Annotated in this window: 20 protein-coding genes; 8 read left to right on the plus strand and 12 right to left on the minus strand. The window is 50.5% G+C overall.

Features of this window, described 5'->3' with window-relative positions:
• Nucleotides 1-211 precede the first annotated feature (211 nt).
• From CRG97_RS19300 to CRG97_RS19310, 3 genes are all read left to right on the plus strand, one after another.
• Nucleotides 212-1345, plus strand: a complete 1134-nt coding sequence (locus CRG97_RS19300) for a phosphodiester glycosidase family protein (RefSeq protein ID WP_098746711.1) — start codon at nt 212-214, stop codon at nt 1343-1345.
• Nucleotides 1346-1535: 190 nt separating this feature from the next.
• Nucleotides 1536-3707, plus strand: coding sequence for a restriction endonuclease fold toxin (locus tag CRG97_RS19305; RefSeq protein ID WP_237566493.1), 2172 nt, complete (start codon nt 1536-1538; stop codon nt 3705-3707).
• Between the two features lie 19 nt (nt 3708-3726).
• Nucleotides 3727-4128 (plus strand): immunity 7 family protein, encoded by a 402-nt coding sequence (locus CRG97_RS19310; RefSeq protein ID WP_098746344.1) that lies wholly within the window; start codon nt 3727-3729, stop codon nt 4126-4128.
• A 164-nt stretch (nt 4129-4292) separates the two neighbouring features.
• Here the strand turns inward: CRG97_RS19310 and pcp are convergent, their stop codons facing one another.
• The 4 genes from pcp to pxpB form a co-directional block, all read right to left on the minus strand.
• Nucleotides 4293-4931, minus strand: coding sequence for a pyroglutamyl-peptidase I (pcp, locus tag CRG97_RS19315; protein WP_098746346.1), 639 nt, complete (start codon nt 4929-4931; stop codon nt 4293-4295).
• Nucleotides 4932-4996: 65 nt separating this feature from the next.
• Nucleotides 4997-5755, minus strand: a complete 759-nt coding sequence (locus CRG97_RS19320; RefSeq protein ID WP_098746347.1) for a LamB/YcsF family protein — start codon at nt 5753-5755, stop codon at nt 4997-4999.
• Nucleotides 5756-5761: 6 nt separating this feature from the next.
• A complete protein-coding gene (locus CRG97_RS19325) occupies nt 5762-6763 on the minus strand; it encodes a 5-oxoprolinase subunit C family protein (RefSeq protein ID WP_098746349.1) in 1002 nt (333 codons plus the stop codon).
• Entirely contained in the window at nt 6760-7479 is a 720-nt protein-coding gene (pxpB, locus tag CRG97_RS19330) for a 5-oxoprolinase subunit PxpB (protein WP_098746351.1), read from the minus strand. Before pxpB ends, CRG97_RS19325 begins: the two co-directional genes overlap by 4 nt.
• Nucleotides 7480-7715: 236 nt before the next feature.
• Here pxpB and CRG97_RS19335 point away from each other — a divergent pair, with 236 nt between their 5' ends.
• Entirely contained in the window at nt 7716-7895 is a 180-nt protein-coding gene (locus tag CRG97_RS19335; RefSeq protein WP_098746353.1) for a hypothetical protein, read from the plus strand.
• A gap of 165 nt (nt 7896-8060) precedes the next feature.
• Here CRG97_RS19335 and CRG97_RS19340 read toward each other — a convergent pair whose 3' ends face one another.
• From CRG97_RS19340 to yqeK, 7 genes are all read right to left on the minus strand, one after another.
• The gene (locus tag CRG97_RS19340) at nt 8061-9272 is read right to left on the minus strand and encodes a VWA domain-containing protein (protein ID WP_098746355.1); all 1212 of its coding nucleotides are present in this window, start codon (nt 9270-9272) and stop codon (nt 8061-8063) included.
• 3 nt (nt 9273-9275) lie between these two features.
• The gene (locus CRG97_RS19345; protein WP_202618969.1) at nt 9276-11648 is read right to left on the minus strand and encodes a DUF5682 family protein; all 2373 of its coding nucleotides are present in this window, start codon (nt 11646-11648) and stop codon (nt 9276-9278) included.
• The gene (locus CRG97_RS19350; protein WP_098746359.1) at nt 11627-12730 is read right to left on the minus strand and encodes an ATP-binding protein; all 1104 of its coding nucleotides are present in this window, start codon (nt 12728-12730) and stop codon (nt 11627-11629) included. Before CRG97_RS19350 ends, CRG97_RS19345 begins: the two co-directional genes overlap by 22 nt.
• A 15-nt stretch (nt 12731-12745) precedes the next feature.
• Nucleotides 12746-14608, minus strand: a complete 1863-nt coding sequence (locus CRG97_RS19355) for a HEAT repeat domain-containing protein (RefSeq protein WP_098746360.1) — start codon at nt 14606-14608, stop codon at nt 12746-12748.
• Nucleotides 14609-14634: 26 nt separating this feature from the next.
• Entirely contained in the window at nt 14635-16065 is a 1431-nt protein-coding gene (locus CRG97_RS19360; protein WP_098746362.1) for an SWIM zinc finger family protein, read from the minus strand.
• A 351-nt stretch (nt 16066-16416) separates the two neighbouring features.
• Nucleotides 16417-17148, minus strand: coding sequence for a metallophosphoesterase family protein (locus tag CRG97_RS19365; RefSeq protein WP_098746364.1), 732 nt, complete (start codon nt 17146-17148; stop codon nt 16417-16419).
• Between the two features lie 22 nt (nt 17149-17170).
• A complete protein-coding gene (gene yqeK / locus CRG97_RS19370; protein WP_202618972.1) occupies nt 17171-17806 on the minus strand; it encodes a bis(5'-nucleosyl)-tetraphosphatase (symmetrical) YqeK in 636 nt (211 codons plus the stop codon).
• A 443-nt stretch (nt 17807-18249) separates the two neighbouring features.
• Here yqeK and CRG97_RS19375 point away from each other — a divergent pair, with 443 nt between their 5' ends.
• The 3 genes from CRG97_RS19375 to CRG97_RS19385 all read left to right on the plus strand — a co-directional run bounded on the left by CRG97_RS19375 (nt 18250) and on the right by CRG97_RS19385 (nt 21758).
• Nucleotides 18250-19506: an ABC transporter substrate-binding protein gene (locus CRG97_RS19375; protein ID WP_098746366.1), complete on the plus strand. Its 1257-nt coding sequence runs from the start codon at nt 18250-18252 to the stop codon at nt 19504-19506.
• 454 nt (nt 19507-19960) lie between these two features.
• On the plus strand, nt 19961-20920 hold the full coding sequence (locus tag CRG97_RS19380; protein WP_098746367.1) for a carbohydrate ABC transporter permease: 960 nt from the start codon (nt 19961-19963) through the stop codon (nt 20918-20920).
• A 16-nt stretch (nt 20921-20936) separates the two neighbouring features.
• Nucleotides 20937-21758, plus strand: a complete 822-nt coding sequence (locus CRG97_RS19385) for a carbohydrate ABC transporter permease (RefSeq protein ID WP_098746369.1) — start codon at nt 20937-20939, stop codon at nt 21756-21758.
• A 235-nt stretch (nt 21759-21993) separates the two neighbouring features.
• Here the strand turns inward: CRG97_RS19385 and CRG97_RS19390 are convergent, their stop codons facing one another.
• On the minus strand, nt 21994-23574 hold the full coding sequence (locus CRG97_RS19390) for an MDR family MFS transporter (RefSeq protein WP_098746371.1): 1581 nt from the start codon (nt 23572-23574) through the stop codon (nt 21994-21996).
• 202 nt (nt 23575-23776) lie between these two features.
• Between CRG97_RS19390 and CRG97_RS19395 the strand changes: the two genes are divergently transcribed.
• Nucleotides 23777-24148, plus strand: coding sequence for a MerR family transcriptional regulator (locus tag CRG97_RS19395; protein WP_098746373.1), 372 nt, complete (start codon nt 23777-23779; stop codon nt 24146-24148).
• Nucleotides 24149-24269 lie beyond the last annotated feature (121 nt).

A 24269-nucleotide genomic window follows, 5' to 3' on the forward strand; every position in this document is an offset into this window, starting at 1 on the left:
TAACCTTCATTGCATCATTGGTTAGTTACTCATGTAATTAACCATATAAGAGATAAAGTCCTTTGTCAATGGGTTATCGGAATTTTTTTACAAAAACAAGACAGGTATTGGACTTTTGTCCTAAATAAATAGTCCTTATCTTCCGATAAAGTATAGGCACAAATCCTATGCCGCAAATACAGATAAAGAGAAAAGGAGCTTGAAAGGAAACATGAAAAGAATCATTGCAATCGTTGTACTAGCCATGCTGACGGTAATAACGCCGCTGTATGCCGCATCCGCCCCCAAGAATTTGGCTTATGTGGATAAGAACAGCCAATCCTATATTTCGGTTGGGGTACTCAAGACCTATGACGGCGTAAAGGTGGCGTATACAGCCGCTGAAAAAAAACTCACTATTACTCGCGAAGATACAGCTCTCACGCTATACCTGGGCAGTCGGAATGCCTACGTAAATGGCAAGAAGGTTCAGGCTAAAGCAGCCCCATTTTCCGAGAACGGCTCCACCTATGTACCGCTGCAATTTGTCAGCCAACATCTGGGCTTACAGCTATCCTGGAGCCATAATAGATCCACCCTGAAAATCACGGACGGGAATGTAGCAAACACGCTCCCTGTTCTATCGGGAACATTAATATCCAGCCAAACCAAGCCCGTAACGACGGCTAGGAAAACCTTCAAGGCGGGCTCCCGTTCCTTCAGCGCACAGGTGGTCACCGTTTCACTTCTCCATCCGAAGGTGGAACTGGACGTCGTTCTGGCAGGCAATAAAGCAGGGAAGGTCGAGGATTTGCGCAGTATAGCCAAGCGTAGTAACGCCGTAGTGGCTATAAACGGTACGTTCTTTGATGCCTACACTTCCGGCGCATACAAAGCGCCTTACGGCTATTTGGTCAGCAAAGGCAATATTTTGCACAAGGCTTCGGGGGATAATCGGACGATCTTCACCTATGACAGCAACAATCTGGCCACCATGATTCCGGGACTTGATTTCAGATCCGTATATGATGCCGGACATTTGGAAGGGGCACTTCAAGGTGGCCCGCGTCTACTGACTGACGGCAAGGTGACTCTGGACGTCAAGAAAGAAGGCTTCAAAGATCCGAAGATTCTAACTGGCGGCGGCGCACGAAGCGCGCTCGGAATCACGAAGGATCATAAGCTGATTTTGTTAACGACAGGCGGAGCAACCATCCCCCAGCTTGCGGAAATTATGAAACAAGCTGGGGCGTACCAAGCGATGAATCTGGATGGTGGTGCCTCCAGCGGCTTGTATTATAATGGATCTTACTTAACGTCCCCTGGGCGGCAGGTCAGTAATGCCATCGTCGTAAAATATAAATAGTTACCTCCACTCCCCTGGTTATCCGGATATTCTGCCGGCTGATCAGGGGGTTTCTTTTTAGGTAGCACTACCTCCGCTTCGAGCCGCATATGCTGATCAAGAAAATGTTTCACGATGAGGACTCATTGTGTAAATATATAGCAAACTGTCTTTTGTGAACGTTCTAAGCTAATGGTTCATTCAGCGGGGGGTGGATTCCATTACATCGTCTATTGCGGTCATTCGGACGAGAATCAGAGACACGGTCGAGGGGATATATCGGGTTTGGAGGGAATGGATTGGGAGATACCCTTTCATTGCCAAAGTGTATCACTTATTTTCCTGGCTTTCCCTGCTGGTGCTCGTTTTAAGTCTGGTTCTGATTGAAGAATCGCGGACCATGCTTGTTCAATATTCGTGGTCTTTCTACGTACTGCTGCAATTTTGGCTGCTCAGCCGGAGCAAAACCGTTACCTGGAAGCAGGTCAGCTTGTTTGTTCTCTCAGGCGTTCTTTTGGTCATTCCCTTGACCAATGGGACCATACAGGGACTTCATTTGATTTTTGGAGGACGGACTAACGACACATGGTCATTCGCCGTCATGACCCCGGTCGTTGAGGAAATCTACAAGCTATTGCCTCTGGGATTGTATTTATTTTTTTCAAGAAGAGCTACTTCGTTAAGCCTGAGCGATTATGTTTTATTAGGGGCTGCTCCCGGCATCGGCTTTCAATTTATGGAGGAGCTGTCGAGGCGCTTAGTCCAAAGCAATTACGGGGTGTCTTTTCTCGGCGGCAAAACGCTCCACTGGGAGTTCTTCGATTGGTTTCCGGGCTACTTCGAGGAAAGCTTTATTCCGACCATGATGAATGTTACGCATCCTGTACATAGTGCTATAATCGCACTCGGAATAGGCATCGCTTTCCGGTACGCCAAACGCCTCTCACGCTGGGCCTATGCATTTCCGGCGCTCCTTCTGCTATGGGCTATCCTGAATCATGCTGCCTGGAATGGGCAGAATCGGCTGCCGGAGTGGGTACTTACTATTCATGAATGGACCGGTGAGGGCTACCGAACCGAAGGCTTCTTCCTGGTCCTACTGGTTGCTGGGTTGTTCATCGACTATTTCGATCTGCATCGAATCCGTGACCGTCTTCCGGTTCTGAAGGGTGAGGCCCTCATCAATCCATTAACGGAGTGTTGGCAGATGACGCGGGCACTTTTTACAGACAGGAAACGCCTCGGTTACTTGATTGGATTCTACCGAGAACGACGCGAGCTCGGATATTCGATTTTGTACGGCAATCTCGAAGCAGCAGGCCAAAGAGATCAGGTTCATGAAAATGTAAGAAAGTATACTGCCGTTCTGGGAGCCATCGGCATCCTCATGCTTGCTGCCGGGATCCTGTCCAGTATCGGCCCTTCGATGATAGCTGGCGACTCCTCTTGTTTCGCGTGTTTGTTCGACTCACTCCAGAACTGGTGGGATCGGCTTAGCGGCTGGGAACAAGCGGGTATCATATTGGGAGCCTTTGCCCTTTCTCTGCTGTTTGTCAGCTTCTGGCCCGCTCTTGGCATTGCCATGACCGGTGCAGGCATTGCCGGTGGCGGACACGAGATTGCCGGATACATCCGCGACCCGAAGAAGCTGCTATCCCCACAAAATGCGGCCGCTGCCGTGTTAGCCGTTATCCTCAGCCGGATTCCGATAGGTAAAGGGGTCTCTTGGCTGTCCAATAAGCTGGGTCCCCGTTCAAGAAGGTGGCTGGATGCGCTTTCCGAGAAAGTCGGTTTGAAAACGCGCGAGGAGCCGGATACTCCCTCTGGCGGATCTCGCGATGATCGAAAGCCTGACGGTACGAATGAACAACCGGAAGAGAATCCGAGGAAGCCGGATGATGACCATGAGAATAAACCTGATGATGATAAGCCGAATACAGATAAGCCGGACAACGAAAAGCCGGATGAAGATAAGTCGAATGACAAACCTGATGAAGAAAAACCTGACGAAGCTGAAGGAACCCCGCAAGAGGTGCCGAGATATTCCGGAGAGCTGCAGAAGGTTAACAAGCCGGATGCTGCCGCGGATGCGCTTGCGGAGCGACTTGGCGGAGAATCGAGAATGAAGTTTGATTCCGACCCTATCGGGCGGGAATTCGACGCCGTTAGCGATGAATATATTGCCCAGACCAAGCCAGCCCTGCAGCAGGTTAACAAAAAGGTCCGTGATCAAATGAAAGCGACCTTTGAAGCAGCGGAGCAAACCGGAAGGAAGGTCTATTATCATTTTGAAGGGGAGCCTGCCCAATCGGTTATTGACAAATTACATGAATACAGCCAAAGATATGGAATAGAAGTCCACATTGATACCGATCCATTATAACGACAAGGAGTGAGCATTCATGTATGAATTTCACGGCTGGGCTACTATCCAGGAAAATCCTGCGGAAGCGGATGCCGGGCAGCTCGACATGATTATTCAGAAAATACAGCTTAAGATGACCGAATTTGCATGGGGTAGCGGCTTGCTATCCTTAAATGCGGCTAACGGCTTCTATTACCTTCATGTCGGAGGTTTTACGAACCGCAAGGGAGCCGAGGCTGCCGAGATCGTGGCGCTGTATCAATTGATTGGCGAAATCGCTCCCGGTTCATACGGTCTTCTGTATACCAGAGATGATGAGAATCTGGAGGGTTATGACAACGAGTTCCGGGTCCAGGTGCTGGCACGCGGACTATTACGGGAACAACGCGACCCGTTTCTTTCCCCTTGCGTCCCGGTAATCGAAGATGAAGTCGATTAATGACATGAAAAATGGAGTTAGAAAATAAAAGAAATCCCGTTACTCGCTATGTCATGATGTTCTCATGGATGGCGGGTTACGGGATTTATTGTTTGTCTGGATATTAATCATGTATTCCATCATGTATCTACATACTCATTGCAGAAGGGCTGAGCAACCGTAACTTAAGCTCGTCCGTTCAATTCATCCATCGTGGCCTGTACGATGATCCGCAGGCCTTTCAACATCGTTTCATGGGATAAAGTCGGCAAGGACGGCTTCTCCACGGCCATCTCCGTCGAAGCTGGAAAGTGCACAAAGCCGCCAATGGCAGATTTTTGCTTACGGCGAATTTCGTTCAAAATCGCATACATCGTATTATTGCAAATATACGTTCCGGCCGTATTGGATACCGAAGCAGGAATTCCCGCTTCCTTCAGCCGGTTGACCATCAAACGGATGGGAAGGGTTGAGAATAATCCATCAGGTCCGTCAGCGTCTATGGGCTCATCTTGAGGTCTTGCCCCCCGATTATCCGAAATCGTCGATTCCGGCGGTATGTCCTTGATATTAATGGCGATCCGTTCCGGTGTAATGGCGGTCCGTCCACCCGATACGCCGCAGGCGATGACCGCATCGGGCTTGTATGCCTTCATCTGTTGCAGCAGTATCTCCGCACACTCATCGTAATGTACGGGAAGCAGCAGCGTTCTGATTTCTGCGCCGGGGAAGGAGTCGTGCTTGATCTCCTCAACCAGTCTCTCCGTTGGATTGATAGAGCTTCCGCCAAATGGTTCAAAGCCTGAAATTAATATTTTTAGCATATATCATATCTCCTGTACTCGTTTATATAAGCTGCCGGGTCACGAAAATAGCATCCTAACTTTTATTATAGCAGCGCTTGAACGCTTACGCCTTCTGCTTCAAGCCGTGATCGCAAGGTGCTGGCGAATAACGATGCATGCACGCCATCTCCATGAATGCAGACGGTATCTGCCATAATGGGAATCACCTTGCCGCTCAGGGTAACTACCACTCTTTCTTTCACCATCCGTACGACTTGCGTAACCGCAGCTTCGGGATCCGTTATCAAGGCATCCGGCAGATTTCTCGGCGTGAGGGTGCCGTCATCCTGGTAGGTACGATCCGCAAACACTTCGCTAGCTGTGCGAAGCCCTACCGTCTCACCCGCCGCGATTAACTCGCTGCCTGCCAACCCATACAGAATGAGTGTCGGATCAATATGCTTGATTGCCGATGCAATCGCATCCGCAAGGGGTCTGGAGGTGGCTGCCATATTATACAGAGCACCGTGAGGTTTTACATGCTGCAGTTCGGACCCTTCCTGTATCGCAAAAGCCATCAGGGCTCCAATCTGATAGGTTACCATGTCATAAGCTTCGGCAGGCGTTATCTCCATTCTTCTTCTTCCGAAGCCGGCCAGATCGGGCAAGCCAGGGTGCGCGCCGATTGCGGCACCGCTCTCAATCGCTTGACGGACCGTTGCCCTCATGACCGCCGGATCACCTGCATGAAATCCGCAAGCAATGTTTGCCGAAGTTATACAGCGAAGAAGCTCCGTATCATGGCCTAACTTGTAAGCACCGTAGCTCTCTCCCATATCGCAGTTCAGGTCCACTCGAACCATGCTGACTCACCACTCCTTTAATTTAAGCTTGATCATGGCCTCCAACATTCGAAACTCTCGAACGTGAGCCGTATAAAGCTGTTCTGCTTCTGCCAACGAAATACCCGCAAAACGAATTGCTGCCCCAGGAGACAGCTGAGCGATCAGCGAAATATCAACGGTTGCCACTTGCGCAATTTTGGGATAGCCTCCAAGCGTCTGCCGATCCGCCATTAGAATGATGGGCTGGCCATCTGCGGGTACCTGTACCGTTCCATGGGCTACCGGCTCGGATATATATTCCTTTGCATGGCTTAGTTGAAGTGGCGGACCGGACAACCTGTAGCCCATACGGTCCGATTGCGGAGTTACGGTGAACCGTTCTTCGAACAGCGCCTGCTTGCTGATGGCGTCAAAGTCATCATATTGACGTCCTTTCAGCACGCGTATCACCGCCTCCTGCCCTGGACCAGGATACCCTTCAGCAGAGACGGCCCAATTCACGGTGAGGAAACCGCCATAATCATCAAGGTAGCGTTCAGACATGACCAGAGGAAGCTGAGAAGGATGAGCAAACAGCGTATCCCCTTTCTTCAACGGCCTCCCTTCATATCCTCCGATTCCGGCCCTTAAATACGTACTGCTGCTGCCCATTACCTGGCAGACATCAAATCCGCCCGATACAGCCATATAAGCGCGACAACCCGTTACCGGCTGTTGAAAGCTCAGAACGCGGCCCGCTTTGATCAGCACGGGACGCCACATAGGAACCTTCACGCCTTCAATCGAGGGCGATAGATCCCCGCCTGTAATGGCAACCCACCGATCGCTATGAAATTCAACCGCGAATCCTGACCATGTAATTTCCAGAACGGCCTGTTCATCCTCATTGCCAACTAGTCGGTTGGCGATCCGATAAGCGGAATTATCCATTGCTCCTGCCGTAATAATCCCGTATCTGCCGTAACCCCGTCTTCCCGCATCCTGAAAAGTAACAAGAAGTCCTGGCTTTATAACGGTTATACTCATAGGCCCACTTCCCTTAACCGTTCGTATTCCTCCGCTTGAATAGGCCGAAACCGGATATATTGCCCGCTCTTCAACAGCGTTGGCGGCTCGGCTTCGGGACGAAATAAAACGAGCGGCGTCCGGCCGATAATCTGCCACCCGCCCGGCGTTTCGATCGGATAAATGCCGGTTTGGGTGCCGGCGATCCCTACCGATCCAGCCGGTATTTGCAGCCGGGGAGTCTGTTTCCTCGGTGTCGCAATTTGCTCCGGGACACCTCCGACATAGGGGAATCCGGGCGCGAATCCGATGGCGTAAATTAAGTAATCCTGCCCGGAATGAATACGAATGACATCCCTGGGAGAAAGGTGGTTCTGCTGAGCCACTTCGTCCAGATCCGGCCCATAGTCGCCCCCATAACAAACCGGAATGTCAACAACCTCATATTTCGTGATGTTCTTCTCTCCAGCTTCCGCCTCCATCCGCTGCTCCAGCATCGAACAGACATAAGCAAACACCGTATCGAAACTCAATGGCTTGCCGATCTTATTATAATCATAGTAAACCGCTACGCTCGTATACGAAGGGATGCATTCGATCCAGCCTGGAAAAGGGTTCTGTTCCAATCGCCTCGTCATAGCTGTGACCTGGCGATGTACCTTCTCGCTAACGATATCTTCGAATTGAATGAGAACAGCCGAATCCCCTAAAGGGAAGAACGAATAAGACTTGCTCATAGTACATTCTCCGTTCCATATGTACTGCGGATTATCGTCAATCATTGAACGATTATTCCTATGATAGCAGAGAAACAGGCATCCGTTGAATATACAGTTTAATTATTTGTCGATAGAATCAGGAACAGCTGGCTCTATTCGGATCATGCCAAGCTTCAATGCCGTTTTTCTGCATAATTTTAGGGAATGGTTGGCAAAATACAGAAGACGTACTTTGATAAGGAGGTGCCACCGACATGAGCCAACAAAACCATAACAGTAACGAACCGACAAAAGCAGAAGTTCAAACCACGAAATTGAACAAAATGCCGATTCCAGGTGAATTTGACACCGAAATCTCCGCCGAAGAAGCAGCCGAGGTGTTTAAAGAGCAGCAGCAGCCAACCGCTGGTCATAGCTCCGAGAACCAACAATAATACAAATAGAAGACCTCACGCATGATCCGTTGTTTACAGGATCGTCCGTGAGGTCTTTTTAGGTGTATTATGTTACAAGTCATTCGGGTTTGTGGTTTAAATTAACCCACCATGTGGCTCCATTTATGATAGAAGAAGACCCAGCCGAGCCCGTTTTCTTCCGATTTAAATCCCCTTGGTGCCTAACCTCTTCGCAAGTTCCGCCAGATCATGCCCTTTGAGGGCGCCTTCCACCAGCTGCGGAAGAAGTGCAGGGGTGCATGCAAAGCAAGGTGTTCCGTCTCTGGACAGTAACTTGGCTACCTGCTCATCATAGAACGGTTTTCCCTCGTCGGATAGTGCGAGGAGACACATCGTCTTGACTCCCGCTTCCCGCAGTTCACGCATTCGCCGGATCAGCCCGGCTTGATTGCCGCCTTCATACAGATCCGAAATGATGATAAACAGCGTTTTTTTCGGTTCTTCAATAAACTGCTCGCAATATGCGACCGATTTATGAATATCGGTACCGCCGCCAAGCTGGATGCCGAATAACATATCGACCGGATCATTGGCACACTGCTCCGTCAGGTCAACGACTTCCGTATCGAATACGACCACACGGGTGTCGAGCGAGGGTATGCTTGCAAAAATGGATCCGATAACGGAAGCCCAGATCACGGATTCCGCCATGGAACCGCTCTGGTCGATATCCACAATAACGGTCCATTCTTTGCTCCTTCTTGCCCTGTCAAAATAATAAAAACGCTCCGGCACGATCTGCTTGCGGTCCGCATCATAATTTTTCAGATTTCGCTGTATCGTCCGCTTCCAGTCAATACCGCTGAGCGAAGGAAGCGGTGTATGCTGTCTGCGGTTCAAGGCCCCTGTCACAGCCCGGCGAATATCATCCTGCAGACGCTGGACAAGCTCATCCACAACCGCCTTCACCAGCAAGCGCGCCGTATCCTTGGTTTTCTCGGGAATCTTGCCTTTCAGGGACAGCAGCGTGCCAACCAGCTGTATATCCGGCTTGACGGTAGCCAGAACTTCCGGTTCAAACAGCAGCTGCTTCCAGCCCTTTCGTTCCATGGCATCATTCTGGATAATGGACACCACGTCTTCAGGAAAAAAGGAGCGAACATCTCCCAGCCACTGCGCAAGCCGGGGAGCCGATTTTCCTTGCCCGGCTGCCCGCTGCCCCGCGGCCGCACTTCCGGCTTCCGCCCCGCCGTCCGTATTATCATAAATCGCGGCCAGCGCGCGGTCCATAATCATCTCTTCCTCCGACAGCTGTATGCTCCCTCCGGGGCTGTAGCCCGCCAGCTGAGGTTCAGCCGACTGGCCCAGAATGAGCCGCCAACGCGATATTTGGTTTGGTTCCGGTATGCAGCTCATCGCCTAAAAGTCCTCAAAATCAAAATCATTCAAATCATCGATCATCTTCGCTTCTTCCTCCTTCAGGTCACCGGTCAAAATCTCGGCAGCCTGCTCTGCATTCACGCCCCATAGTTCGCCAAGCAGCTCGGCAATCATCGTCTTCTCCTTCGCCGAAAAGCTGCTGAACGCCCGGCGCAGAAATACAAGCGCACGAGTGAATTCATCATCCTCCAGGGACTGGATGTATTCATTCAGTTGTTCCCACAGACTTAACCGCGAGAGAAGAGCATATCGGTTCCGCATCGATAAGCCTTCAAACCATCCTGCTCCCAAATCGGCCGGAATGCCGGGGGATAATCTGCGCGACACTTCTTCGGCACACTGCCGGGCGGAAATCGCATTCCGCTCCATCAATACCGCACACGCATATCCCGATAACCGGGCGTTCAGGTCATCTCTTTCGGACAAATGCCCGAGCTCTTGCAGCCAAAGTTCCTCATCCACCTGCTCCGCATGCTCCAAAGCGACACTGTTCAGCTCATTCATGGCGGTTATCATTGAGCCTGATACCTCGTCGCTGCACTGGCTGCCATCGATCAAAAACAAACAAGCGCGCATAAAGAGCTGCTGCAGCAGTGGTACTAGCGGCACCGTATCCATCCGCCTGATCCCGCCGAAACGGATCAGCACGGATAACTCCCGGGAAGCTGCCGCAATCTGAACGACATCGCGGCTGTCCACAGCAAGCTTTTGCAGGGTCTGCCGACCCGCTTCCATCTGATGAATCATCCCGCATTCATAGGCGATCCGGATAAGCGTAGAGGCTTCGGCAATCGAGCTGCAGCCCGCCAGCTTTTGCTGGAGCATATAAGCGGCAGCCACCTCTACCGTCTCCCCCAGCAGCGTCGATTCAACGACCTGAATTTCAACCTCCGGTGCCCATTGCACAACCCAGTGCTCGGCCCACGCACCTTGCTCCTGCCCGCTGGGCCTGGCTTTAACAAAATCAATTCCCAAGAGCTTCAAGCGATGAAACAAAAAGGACCGGTTCAAATCGAGATACGCGGACTCTTTCGAGGTTACTCTCCGGTTCTCGCGCAAATCCAAGATTAAATCGTTGGCAACAACCGATTTATACTTCTCCAGTTTCAGCCTCTTCAGCTGACGGTTCAGGTCGTCCTGGATCGGGGTCTGGCTGACGCCTTCCGCCAGTTCGCCGATCGCCGTGCCGATCTCCACACGTGCAAGCTCCTCTGCCACGACGGCAAGTTCGCCGCGCCCAAGCAGCGTCTGGGCCGCATCCCGCAAATCCCGCAGTGTCGGGAGACCGCCCCCGTGGAGCGCTGCCAGCGACTCCGCCAGCCGGACGGCTTCGATCACCTCCGCCGTGGAGCGGTGGGTACCGTTCTTTCTCATCGAGCCCGCCACCATGGATAAATAATGATGCGGCAATTCCGCTAAAGAGCCCTCCTTCATTCGTTCCCACATCATCTCAAAATAATGGGGAGCGATATTTCCGGCACCATAACCGGAAATGGACGACAGCTTATAATAGGAATATGGCATTAGCGTCAGCTTGGTTATCCGGGAAGGAAGCTGATTCAATTCCTCATCGCTCATCGGGCTGGACAAATCGCTAAGGGCTGAGGCATGGTAAGCCCCGCACACGACCACAATGCGCTGGGGGTCATGCCCCGCCGCAATCGCTTCAACAATCTGACGGCGCATATACGACTCCCGGACGGCATTGTAGGCGTACTCCACAGTATCCTCCCGTCGTTCCTTCTCCTCCGACAGCTCTCGCATCTGAACAGAAAAAGCCGATATGGATTGCCGGTAAGACCCTTCGCTCAGATTATGTTCATAACTCTGCTCCCAATACATATCGTAATCGTATTCGCCGGCGAGCTCGGCAATCCGCTCATATACGGATTTTTCGTCCGGCTGGCTCTCGTCCATCGGCTCAGCTGCCCCCGAGCTGGATCCATGATCCTCACCTTCAAGCTCTTCCCCGCCCGTTTCGCCGTCCGAGCTTCGGCGCAGCTCCTGCAGGCAGACGGCTGTGGATGAGGGCAGATCGATAAATGCGGCATAGGCTCCGTGCTTCTGCGCCCATCTCATGGCCTGATATTCCGGGGAATAAACCGCAAAAGGCCACAGAACCGTTCGTACGGGCAGTTCTTCGGTAAACGCCAATATGGCTACCGGCGGCTTCGTTGTTGCCTGGGTCAGATGCCGTATTTCCCCGCTTGCATCCGACGGCCCTTCGATGAGCACCGCCGTAGGATTGATCTTATTCAGAAAGTCCAGTACATGCTTCGCACCGGCGGGCGACAAATGCCGAACTCCAAAAACATGTATGCCGGCAGCATTCACTGGTTGATCTCCTTGCATGCGTTATATAAGCCCCGCCACTCGGCTCCGCGTTTCTTCATAATATTATCAAGGTATTCCTTCCATACGAGCCGGTCTTTATCATCATCCTTAACAATCGCCCCTTGGAGTCCCGCTGCCAAGTCCTCGTCCGTCAGCTCACCGCTGCCAAAGCTCGCTGCCAGCGCCATGCTGTTCGTCAGGAGCGATATCGCTTCAGCCGTCGAGATCACTCCTGCCGGGGACTTCACCTTTTCCTTTTTATCTAGAGTCATGCCGCTACGCAGCTCACGAAAGATCGTCACGACCTTGAGCAGTGCTTCATCTGCGGGAGCAGCAGCCTGCAGATCATAAGAGGAGGCAATCTCGGACACCCGTTTCTTTACGATTTCGATTTCGGTATTCAGATCCGCTGGAGCGGGAAGAACGATAATATTGAAACGGCGCTTGAGCGCCGTTGACATCTCATTGACCCCACGGTCTCTTGTATTCGCGGTAGCGATAATAGAGAAACCTTTCCGGGCGTTCATTTCTTTACCGAGCTCAGGCACCGATATCGTCTTTTCGGACAAAATGGAGATCAGTGCATCCTGTACCTCGGATGCGCAGCGGGAGATCTCCTCAAAGCGGGCTATCCCTCCCGCTTCCATCGCCCGCATGATCGGACTCTGCACCAACGCTTCGGGAGTCGGGCCTTGAGCGAGCAGCATGGCATAGTTCCACGAATACCGGACGTGCTCTTCACTCGTTCCTGCCGTTCCCTGAACGACCAGCCCGGAATTCCCGTAGATCGCTGCCGCCAGATTTTCGGACAACCAGGATTTGGCCGTACCGGGTTCCCCGATCAATAATAGAGCACGGTCAGTTACCAAGGTAGCGACCGCCATCTCGATCAGCCGCTTGTTCCCAATATATTTAGGCGTGATGTCCGTTTTGCCTGCCTTGCCGCCAACGATGAATTTGAGTACGGATTGAGGCGACATCTGCCATCCGGCAGGAATTTTCCCGGAATCCTCCTTACGCAGCGCTTCCAGCTCGTGACGGAACAGTATTTCCGCGGGCTGCCGCATGATATCTTGCAATTGCTCTTGTCCTGCTGCCATGGGCGTTTCACTCCTTTAAATGTCTTGTTCCTTCATCATCCGAAGGATGTAACGAAGCTGATCCTCAGCGTTGTCCCGATAGTTGCCCAGCACCGCATGAACGCGGTCATAATACCCTGCAGGCAATCGGCAAAGCTGCTTGAATATAAATGGTTCAATCATGTAACAGTCGTGATTGCGCTTATCCTCCAGTGCGACCACGATAGCTTCAAATAAAGCTTCATCCTTCATGCCGGAACGAACAAGCCCCATAATGATCAAATTGGCAAAACGGTTGCGGAATTCCGGAGAATTCTTCAGCTTTGCCAGTAAATACGACTCGGCTCCGTGATGTCCCCGGCGGGCGAACGCACTTACCAGCGCAAGCTCATCCTGCTCGATAAACAGCTCAATCCATCTGTCATCCCAGCTTGCTTGCAGCTGCTCCTGCGGAAGCATTTCCACGTAATACGTGTAACTCTCCTTCCCCGTAAACGGCATAACTTCCTCATACGGTTTATACTGCCTATGAATAACCATATCTGAAAGGGTGTCCACAAGACTTTTTCGTTCTTTGGCCGCGTTACCAAGCGACGAGGAGGCGAAGCCTTGTAACAGAACGTCCTTGTATTGTTCATATACGCGTTCCGGCGGGAGCACGCGCGCGGCTTTTTGGAATACCTCGCGGACATATGAGCTGCTATGTCTGTATTGCTCCAAATCGTTCTCCGCGTTTTGGCGAAGCAGTTCCCTGGCTTCCTCGGAATCCACGCGATTCATGTAGATAACCGCTTCATTCATAAGGTATGTCCAGCCCAAAGACTTGATATATACGGAATATTGCTGAAGCACGTTCCGGTACAACTCTTCGAGCGCCGGACTTTGCTTATCGTGCAGTGCCCACAAGCAGCGCTTCACCTTGCTCCAGCTCTCTTCCAGCTTTTGCTTGTCATCCAGAAATTCGGAAATCGCTTGAAGCTCGGCGGACATGTCTCGTACAAGCCAATCCGTCAACAATGCGGAACGACATTTGCCCAGGGCAGGGTTAACCACCTCTTTGTCTTTTCCTTGAGCGGCTTCATATAATCGCTCCACGGCTTGATTCGAACCGTTCTCGGCCAGTGCGCCATAAGCCGCTTCACGGATGACTTTCTTCTTGCTCTTGCTCCATTCCATGAGATCAGCTTCGTACTCTTCGTAGCGTGCAAGCAGTTTGATCGCCATGCACCGCACCTCATCGCTACCGTTCTCGGCCGCCTGTCGAATCAGCTCTGCTACTTCCTTGCCGCCAGTTTGGGCCATCACCTTCAGCTTGCGCGACTCCGGCTTACCGCCCTCTGGATTAAAACTTTCTATCAGAAGTGGTATGATTTCCGGACCATACGACGGCAATATATCATTCGCCGCAAGCTCTCCAATCTCCACATAAGGGTCATTCAAGGCTTCAATTGCAAGGTATACCAGCCGGAAATCCCGGAACAAGCCTTCCTTCCATGCTTCTTCTATGATCTCGTAACGGCCGCCGCCCGTTGTTGTCAGCGCTGTCTGTACAGCGGAAAGCTTGCGGAAGGACAAGTGGGATGACAGTGAAACCGGATGATGGTCTACCGGGTGCAGCTCTCCTTCAGTGGCTGTCGTTCCTTGCGTATGCAGCACCGAGCTCAGCAGCTGGTTCAAATCCTGAAGCAACTGTGCCGAATGGGTCTCCTTCCCGGATTCCGGTTCGATTAGAGCACTGATCCCTTCACCCAATCTCTTGAACACGGGAGCACGCTCTCCCAGCTGCTGAAACTGCGGCAACAGCCTCTTGAGGCGAAAGTCGCCGGCTGCGAGTTCGCTGCCGGCAATATATAAACGTCTAACCTCCTGGTTAAGCTCCTGCAGTAATGCCGTACTCATGGTCGTTCCTCCTTCGTTAACCCTGCTCAGTACAACAGCCGGATGATTTCGTTATTCGTAATAATGGTCAGCGGCTGCGCCAAGAGGCGGCCCGTCGTCAGGCTGTGCTCAAACATAACCAGCATGGAGACGCCGCTCAGCTTCTCCTCCGGCAGATACCGCAGCATCGGTATCGTCGGCTGTAAGAATACGTCACCAAGCGCAATTGACTGTCCGACTTCATCCGTGATGGCATACTGACCTTCGGCGTTCCGGCTGATCCGGGAAACATGAAGCAGCATCACGGGATGGCTGTCAGCGAGCGGATTTTTCAGCTGGTTCTTCACCTTTTTAACCTTGTCAGCATAAGAACCCGCGGCATATTCGTGAATCCAAACCAAATCCTCTGCTGTCATCGGAGTTGAAGTCATCTCTTCAAAGCGGACCCGTCGGTTCATATCCCCCGGATAACGGTAAAGTACTGGGACTCGGGCTTTTTCGAAAAAGCTGTCTTCCTCACGCATCAGCTTGGCGGCCTTATAGGGACGGTACTGGATCGTTCGGTGAATTTCGCCGCTGTCCTTCTGAATCCAGTATCCGATATCCACATGCTCCAGCCGTGCATCGTCGGCATAACTCAGAAAGGAAAGCTGTATCAACTCTGCCTGTTCACTTACGAGTCCGAAGCTTTGCAACTCCGTCAGCTGCCAGGCATGCCCTAGCCATTCCTCAATCGTCGACTCATGGTCCAGTGCCATATCCGGATCCTCAAGCTTTGAAGTCAGGTATTGTCTGCCTTTTTTAATGATTGCGTTCATAACAGCAAGCTGCTCCACCGCATATGTATAAGCTTTCTCCTGGTCTTTGTCCGACAGCACCAGCGCCAGGCGGCGTAGCTCCGACTGAGCACCCGATAAATAATAATTGCCCATCTGCTTTACATGTTCCTGGATCAGCTTTTGTTCCTTTTTATCCAATGTTCCTAATCCGTTCCGGATCAACGAGTGGATCAGCTTCTCCAATACGTCCAGACCTTCCAGCTGTGCATTGATTTTCTTTTTTAATGCCGATTTGTTGACCTTCTTCGGTTTGGGTGCTGCCCCTTCGGCAGATTCTTTGAGCTTACGCTCTTCCCGCTTCTCCGCTTTCTCCCGCTTGGCGGCCAAATCCTCCGGCACCTCGGCGGGTGTAAACGAAGCTCCCTCTGCATACGCATAGAGCAGTCCAAGCACATGCTTGCACGGAAACTGCCGACTCGGGCAAGTACACCGCATAACCGGCTTCTCTGGTACCGCAAAATCGGCGGACGGCTGGTAATCGGAACTTCCGCTGCCTGCACATGTGCCAAAAAGTACGGCATGATCCTCCGAATAATGGAGCTGCAGAAACCGTCCTTTTTTGACAAGACCCTGCCCATTCTTTATGGCCGCACTATTCGGTGCCTGCGAATCGATCCATGACTCTGTAATCTCAACCAAACTCATACCCTCCTAAATCAAGTCGCTGCTGGTCATGCAACGCAAAATTATCCATTACTCTTAATCATATCGAATCTGCGCCTGACTCCCTACCCTTCTTAAGACCTATTTAAGAACACTCATTCCTATTTATTTAATAATATTCATCCTTTAATGGGTAATAATGTTAAACGGAATTCATGTGATTGCTACCATAAGAAAAACGTCTATCGACGTACTTTCTCAGTAGACAGACCGCATTTAGCGGAAGTTTTTCTTGCGAGATAAGGATGCTAAGCCTTGGAAGTTTATACTTTCTTATCTCTTAAAAAAGAGCCGGCATAACCGGCTCTTCAGAAATCGATATTATCCTTAGTCTTTCCTTACTTGATACCGCCCCGTTCTAACCTCGAGAATATATTCCTTAGGTGAAGGCATGCCGGATTCCAAGGCATCCTGTACGGCTTGTTCAATAGGGTATGGCACGCGAATAAATTGAATGTTGAAAGGAGCCGGATCTTCGCTGTCATAGATTCCGTCCAAAATGACATACGAGGCTTCAGGCATTTCAAGGGGATTGCCGACGCTTCCGGTATTAAACAGCGTTCTCCCATCCAGATGCTGGTGATATGCATTATGAATATCCGCGTAACCCGCGACGTCCGCGATTCTCGGGTCTCCGCACAGCGGGGAACTGTGAAACAAGGTTTCCAGCTTCTCCTGGTCATCCCATGGTTGTATTCGCTCGTACACGCTGCGGGGCGATGCATGAAACAACCGGATCCATTTACCGCTCATCATGAACTCAAGGATATACGGAAGTTCGGCAAGATATTGAAGCCTCACGCTTCCGAGTCTATGCTGATGCCATTGGAGGACCGGATCATCGGTTTCCTTACCTATAAAGTCGTCCCAATTCCCCTTGATGACTTGCTGGCAATGGGTTCTCACCATATCAACCGCGATATCTCCGTGCGGGCCTTTCCCAATCAAGTCACCCAGGCAATAGATGGTTTCTATTCCGCGCTGTTTGATATCCTTCAGAACGGCCTCCAAGGCAGGAATGTTTCCATGTATGTCGGAGATCAATGCAATTTGCGTCAATGAACCCGCCTCCAAACTTCGTTTATTTCGGATTGCCGAGGTTATGGTTTAGTGAATCCCGTAATTCATCATATGCGTCTCGAAGCCAAGGATGGATTACCTTCAGCAATTCACGCCGATTCCATAAGTATTGAATATATTCAAATGCGGCATGATCCAGCGAGATTTGCAGCTGCTCCGTAATCTCCTTTAAATACGGGGGGATTCCCGTTTGATCCCATTCCATCTTATCCGCGACGAACAGTACCTTGTCTAATAATGTAGCCTTGGATCTTAACGTCGTATGGCAACCAACAGCGTTCAAGGTTTCAGATTCTGTAATTTTGAACAAATCCTCGGCCATATATGCCGATATTTTCTGATGGATGATCATGGGAAATTGCTCTTCTTCAGGCAATACTTCTACCCCGATCTCGCGTGCTACTTGAATGCGGACATGATTCGGAAAAACGGCGCTAATATCATGCAGATACCCGGCATATTCAGCAGCGGTCGGATCGGCGCCATAGAGAACAGCAATTCTGCGGGCTTCCTCCCCCACTTTCAGCACATGCTCTGCTGTCTTGGGACATTGGTGTTTCTGCAGAAAGGAGGCCACGTCATTCCTAAGATTCCCCGTGAGCTCGTGTTCCCCAAGCTCACGGTAGGAGCTGATGATCAAGCGACGGTTATGCGGGTCATTCACTCTTTTCACCTCACCTAATCCCCTTGAATTTACCAATCTAGCACTTCATTTTCCATACAATATTAACTTATACTGAGAATAGTTTGAAGCTATTATACAAGAAAGTCAAAGAAAGGAGGTCATCCGATTCTAAGCCTCATCGACCGAACCCATTCGTGCAGGTGATGCGGAATATTAACGACGAGCATGACATAACTAACGAACCTATGGAAGGAGGAGGCAATGATATATCAGAAAGACTTGATCGATCCGTGATATCGCCCCCCGGGTTGTCCATTTATTATTCCTTTTTATGGATTGTTTCGATTTTTAGTCTAATGTTTATAAACGTAATCATATATTTATACTCACGCAAGCTTGGTAACTGAATAAGATTTAAGCATCACCGACTTCACCACGTTAGGAGGCTGACGATAGTGAATACACGTAGGATGATTAGCTTGGGGTTACTGATTCTTGTTATGATCATCAGCGGTTGCGCTGGAAATGTTTCCACCGAAAAAACGAAAACGCTTACACTTTGGTATTGGAACCGAAGCCTGGACGATGAGCTGATTAAGTCCGTTGAAAAGGAGTTTCCAGGGATCCGAATCGATGCGCAAAAAATCGGTGGCGACTTCAAATCGAAGCTAAAAACAACGCTGGCGGCTGGTTCCGGAGGTCCGGACATCGTTGCTTTTAACGACTGGGTGGCAGAGCTGTTTACGAGTTCGGATCGTTTCTACGATCTGTATGAGCTGGGCGCCAAGGAGATTGAGCCGGATTTCCTGGATTGGAAATGGAAGCTTGGCGTTACCCCGGAAGGTGCCATGATTGCCCTTCCGATCGATACGGGGCCAACCGCCCTATACTACAGGGCAGATTTGTTCGGGGAAGCAGGGCTGCCAACCGAACCGGAAGAGGTCCACGCGCAGCTCGGCACCTGGGATCAATATTTGGAAGCCGGGCAGAAGCTGCAGGAGCATTTTAATCAAAAAGTAAAAATGCTCGACAACATCACTAACATTTACACGCAAATGAATGCTCAGTCTGAACGCATATATTTTGCCGAGGACAATACGTTTATCGGCGAAACCCCTGAATCCTCCATGAAGACGGCCTGGGATACGGCGGTGAAGGCTTCACAGATGAAGCTAAGCGCCAACGCTAATACTTCCTCCTCCGAATGGAATGCTGCCATGAACAATGGACGGGTCGCTTCCTTTGTCGGTGCGGTGTGGATGAAGGAAATATTGATGCAGGCGGCGCCGGATACCAGCGGTAAATGGAGAGTCGCACGCGCCCCTGGCGGGGACGGCAACAATGGCGGCTCCTTCCTAGCCATCATGAAGACGAGTAAATATCCGCAGGAAGCATTTGAAGTAATGAAATATATTCAGAATCCGGAAAATCAGGTTCAATCCTTCAAGAAGATCAACCTTTTCCCTTCCGCCAAAGACGCGCTGGATGCCCCCGTGATGAAGGAGCCCGAGGAATTTTTCGGGAATCAGGCAACTGGCGAGGTGTTCTCGGAATCTGCGCGTAACGTCAAACCTGCTTATTTCGGCGGTAAATTCGCTAATGTAAACGGCATTGTCAATCGAGAGCTGTCATCCGTTGCGCTCCAAGGCAAAAATCCTGATAAAGCCTGGGAAGACGCGCTGGCCAGGGTCAAAAAAGAACTGCTGCGCTGACCCGGATCCGGTTCTTACCTGTATGTTTCTCGATTGCTATAAGTGCGTGTTCAAAAAGGTCGATTTTCAGCACCAAGCTTATGCTTCCGATGTGTGTTTTTTCAAAACGCTTTAGTTAGATGAAGCTAGGGACGTCAGGAGCGGAGCGTACGTTTTGGGTACGTGAGCACCTAAGATGTTTCCGCAGGAAACATGACTTCGTAAGCATCCGCTTAGGCCCGGCTGAATTCATGATTCGATGCCGAGCTGCTTCCTGATTCGCTTCGTGTTAGATATAGAATTTATGAGTTATCAGTGGAACTGATGAAATTCTATATCGCAAGAAAACCTACCTATGCATCGCGGTCGCTCATCCTTGAAGTGGCCTCGATAGAGGTTTTCTTATCAAAAGCGGACTTTTTGAACTACCTCTATAAGTACTTAAATACCAACCGCTTGAGGAGGTTACAGTACGATGGATAATCCAATGCTGAATCATACGCCTGTGGAACAGAAGCCTGTTCCTAAGCATCCGAAATCTCAAGACCGCCTGTCTGCACAGATATGGAAACACCGCAAAGAATATTTGGCGATTTCCCCTTTCTACATTCTATTTGCCATATTCGGGCTGTTCCCGATTGCCTTCTCGATGTTCCTGTCCTTTCAGAAATGGGACGGCATCGGCGAGATGACCTATAACGGGCTGGGCAACTACCAATTCATGCTCACCGATCCAGAATTCTGGAGAGCCGTCGGCAACACGCTGCTCATCTGGATCTACTCCACGATACCGATGCTGTTTATTGCGCTGGTCGTTGCCTTCCTGCTGAATGCATCGTTTGTCCGGTTCCGCACCTTCTTCCGGATCGGCTATTTCCTGCCGAACGTCACCTCACTCGTGGCGGTTGCCATCGTGTTCGGCACCGTATTCTCGAACAATTACGGCCTTCTCAACTATATTCTGTCCTTGCTCGGCCTGAACTCTATCGAGTGGCTGAATAAGACATGGGGCATACAGCTCGCCATTTCGGTCATGGTCATATGGAGATGGGCAGGGTATAACGCCATTATCTATCTTGCCGGGCTGCAGAGCATCCCGACCGTCCTGTACGAAGCTGCCAAAATCGACGGGGCCTCCGGCATTCAATCCTTTTTCAAGATCACCATTCCCAATCTAAGGCCCATCATTCTCTTCACGGTCATCACCTCGACCATCGGCGGCATGCAGATCTTTACCGAACCGCAGGTGCTTGTCGGCAATGATGGCGGCGTCAGCGGCGGCGGTATGACCATCGTCCTCTACCTATACCGAGAAGCTTTCGTGAATAACTATTTCGGATATGGCGCTGCCGTCGGCTGGGGAATGTTCCTGCTCATTGCACTCTTCTCCATTGTGAACTGGAAAATGGTGCAGGGCAGTCCGTCCAATGACTGAAATGGGGGTGAATCGTATGTTCAAATGGAAATCCATATTCCTTCACATCGGGTTAATCGCCGGACTGCTGCTGTCGATTTTCCCCTTCTACTGGCTGCTTGTCATGGCAACGCGAACCACTTCGGACATTTACAGTTTTCCCCCGAAACTATGGTTCGGTCCTCACTTGCTTGATAACGTGTCGAGAGTGCTGAGCAGCATTGATTTCTTCGGCGCCTTCTGGAATACCCTGTTCGTTGCTTCCGCTTGTACGCTGTTAGTCTTATTCTTTGATTCCTTGGCCGGATTCACGTTCGCTAAATTCCAATTCCCAGGCAAAAGATGGCTGTTTGTGCTGCTGCTTGCCACCATGATGGCGCCTGCCCAGTTGTCCCTGGTACCTTCGTTTGTCATTATGGCAGAGTTCGGATGGGTAGGAACTTATAAAGCGTTGATCATTCCCGGAATGGTAAACGCCTTCGGGATCTTCTGGATCAGGCAATATGCACAGGAGTCGGTGCCCTCGGAGCTGCTAGATGCAGGAAAAATCGACGGCTGCGGATTCTTCCGCCTCTACTGGAATATATCGCTGCCGATTCTGCGTCCCGCCCTATCGTTCCTGGCCGCCTTCACGTTCATCGGCGTATGGAATGACTACCTATGGCCGCTTATTATTCTAAATGATGAGAACAAATTCACCTTGCAGGTTGCGCTCTCCTCATTGAACGGAATATATACGACCGACTATTCGATGGTCATTGCCGGTACGCTGCTCGCCGTCATTCCGCTGATCGTTATGTTCCTGTTCATCAGCAAGCAATTCATTTCCGATATTGCAGCGGGTGCCATTAAGAGTTAACGGTAAGAGGGGGGTCCCAAAAGGTCTTGGTTCTGGCGGGATGCCCTCTTATTCAGTTAAGGGCAACCGGCCGGAAAGCAAGAAATGGCGGTGCAAAGGATAACATCCTGAGCACCGCCATTATTTCATAGGACATGGTTTTCAACCTGACGAACCATCAGTCCAATGAGCAAATCCGTTTATTGGACAACTCTTTCATTAATTCAACCCAGATCATACCGACATACCGTAAACGCTACGGCACCATCACCAGCTTTTCATTATCCGGAGTTTCTCCCTCCTCTTCTGAACCAACCACCGCCTCCCTCTTTAACTCCGCTGTTTCATCCAACTTTTTGCGCCCCATTAACGTTGCTGCCGCAAGCGCTAATGCTGCAGGAACGATAGCCCAGGCAAATGTAACGGCAATGGAGGAAGCGAGGTTGTCCGAGATCGGTTTGAGCAGCTCTGACGGAATCAGCGACCTTGTCTCCGGCGCCAATAAGATGTGGGGATCCTTCAGATCGAATCCTTCAGGAAGTCCGCCGTTGTTCACTCCTCCCGATGACAGGGATCCGGTGAAGGATCGGCTCTGTATCAACCCGAACACCGTTATTCCAATCGTCATCCCAAGCGATCGCGTGAAGTTAAAGGTCGAACTCGCCATCCCGCGCTGTTTATAGGATAAGCCATGCATGACGGCTGTACTCAGCACGGAGAACGATCCGCCGATGCCAAGCCCGATCAGTACCATGTATAGGGTTACGATGAACCTGCTGGATTCCGCAGTTAGCGTCGAAGCGAGCACCATCCCTCCCGTGAACAGGACAAGCGTCGGGATCATGATGTTGCGATACGATATTTTACTCATCAGAAAACCGCTGACTGTAGCCGTGATGACCGAACCCACCATCATTGGCAGCAGGACGAGCCCCGAGTTCGTTGCGCTTCCACCGAGTACCCCTTGAATGAAGATCGGAATATATACGGAAGCCACGATGAACGATCCTCCGCTGAATAAACCGCACAGCACACTGGATGTATAGAGTTTATTCTTGAATAAACGAAAGGAAATAATCGGTTCCTGCGCCCTTCTCTCAGCAAGCACGAAGAGAACCAGCATGACAAACGCCATTGCAAACAACGCCAGGATAATCCAGGAATTCCACGCCAACTGCTTGCCGCCAAGCTCTAAAGCAAACATGAAACAGATGACGCCCGTCAGGAGTGTAGTGGCTCCCATCCAATCAATCGGCTGCTTGGAACGTTCATGCGATTCCTTATAAAACAGCGTAACCATCATGAAAGCCACGATGCCGATTGGCAAGTTAATATAGAATATCCACTGCCATGTAATATGATCCGTAATATACGCACCTGCAAGCGGTCCGAATATGCTGGATAATCCGAACACGGCTCCGAATAACCCGGTGAGCTTACCCCGCTTTTCGAGGGGAACCGTATCGAACATAATTGCGAATGCAATCGGGATCAGCGCACCGCCGCCGATACCTTGCACTGCTCGATATAGCGCCAGTTCTGTAATGGAGTTCGCCGTACCGCACAGTACGGAACCCAGCATAAATACAATCATCCCGAATACAAAGAACTTTTTTCGACCGTACATGTCGGACAGCTTGCCAAAGATCGGCATTCCCGCTAGCTCAGCGACCATATAAGCGGAGGTCACCCATACGAAATGATCAAGTCCTCCGAGCTCCCCGACGATATTCCCCATTGCGGTAGCTACGATTGTATTGTCCATGGAGGCCATTAAGATGCCGAGCAGCAGGCCTGCGAGCACGATGGGCAATTTGTTGGTCGATTGTGTCTTCACGTTCTCATACACTCCTTCTAATTAGGTTTCTTTCTTTACTGTCGTCATTGTAATTCAGAAAGTATGACAGGTGACTGTCACACTTTTGTCCCCGATTCCTCTTTTTTTCGAATACGTATAAATAAAGCCCAGACACTTTATGCACACATACTTGGTAGCGTATAATCTGGGTATCCAACTCATGCAAGGAGGTTCATGTGGAATGAAGATCAGTGAATTATCACAAATCAGCCAAGTCAGCGCACGCTCCATCCGGCATTATGAACAAAAGGGACTGCTTGAAGCTGACAGGCTTGATAATGATTACCGTCATTTCGACACATCTGCCATCGAACGGGTCAAGATGATTCAATTGTATTTGAAGCTGGGATTAACGACGGATCAAATCAGAGCTTTATTCAAAGGTGAAATCTCTTCTCCAGATGATTACGAGTATTGCGAGGAAATGCTGTCCATTTACCAAGAGAAGTTAAGTCATGTGGATGGTCAGATCGCAGCTCTCCATGAGTTGAAAAGACTGCTTGAAAGACAAATCTCCCTTACGATGAATAAAAAGAATCAGGTCCCTGTCTGACGAAATAAACGCTCAGAGCGTCATGATGCTCTGGGCTGTTCATTTTCATGATTAGATCCGTTATCTGAAAGCCTCCTTAACATGTTAAAATAAAGTGTACATCTGAAATGGAGGAAATCTA

The sequence above is a fragment of the Paenibacillus sp. EZ-K15 genome, from assembly GCF_002573715.1.
Classification (GTDB): domain Bacteria; phylum Bacillota; class Bacilli; order Paenibacillales; family Paenibacillaceae; genus Paenibacillus_AQ.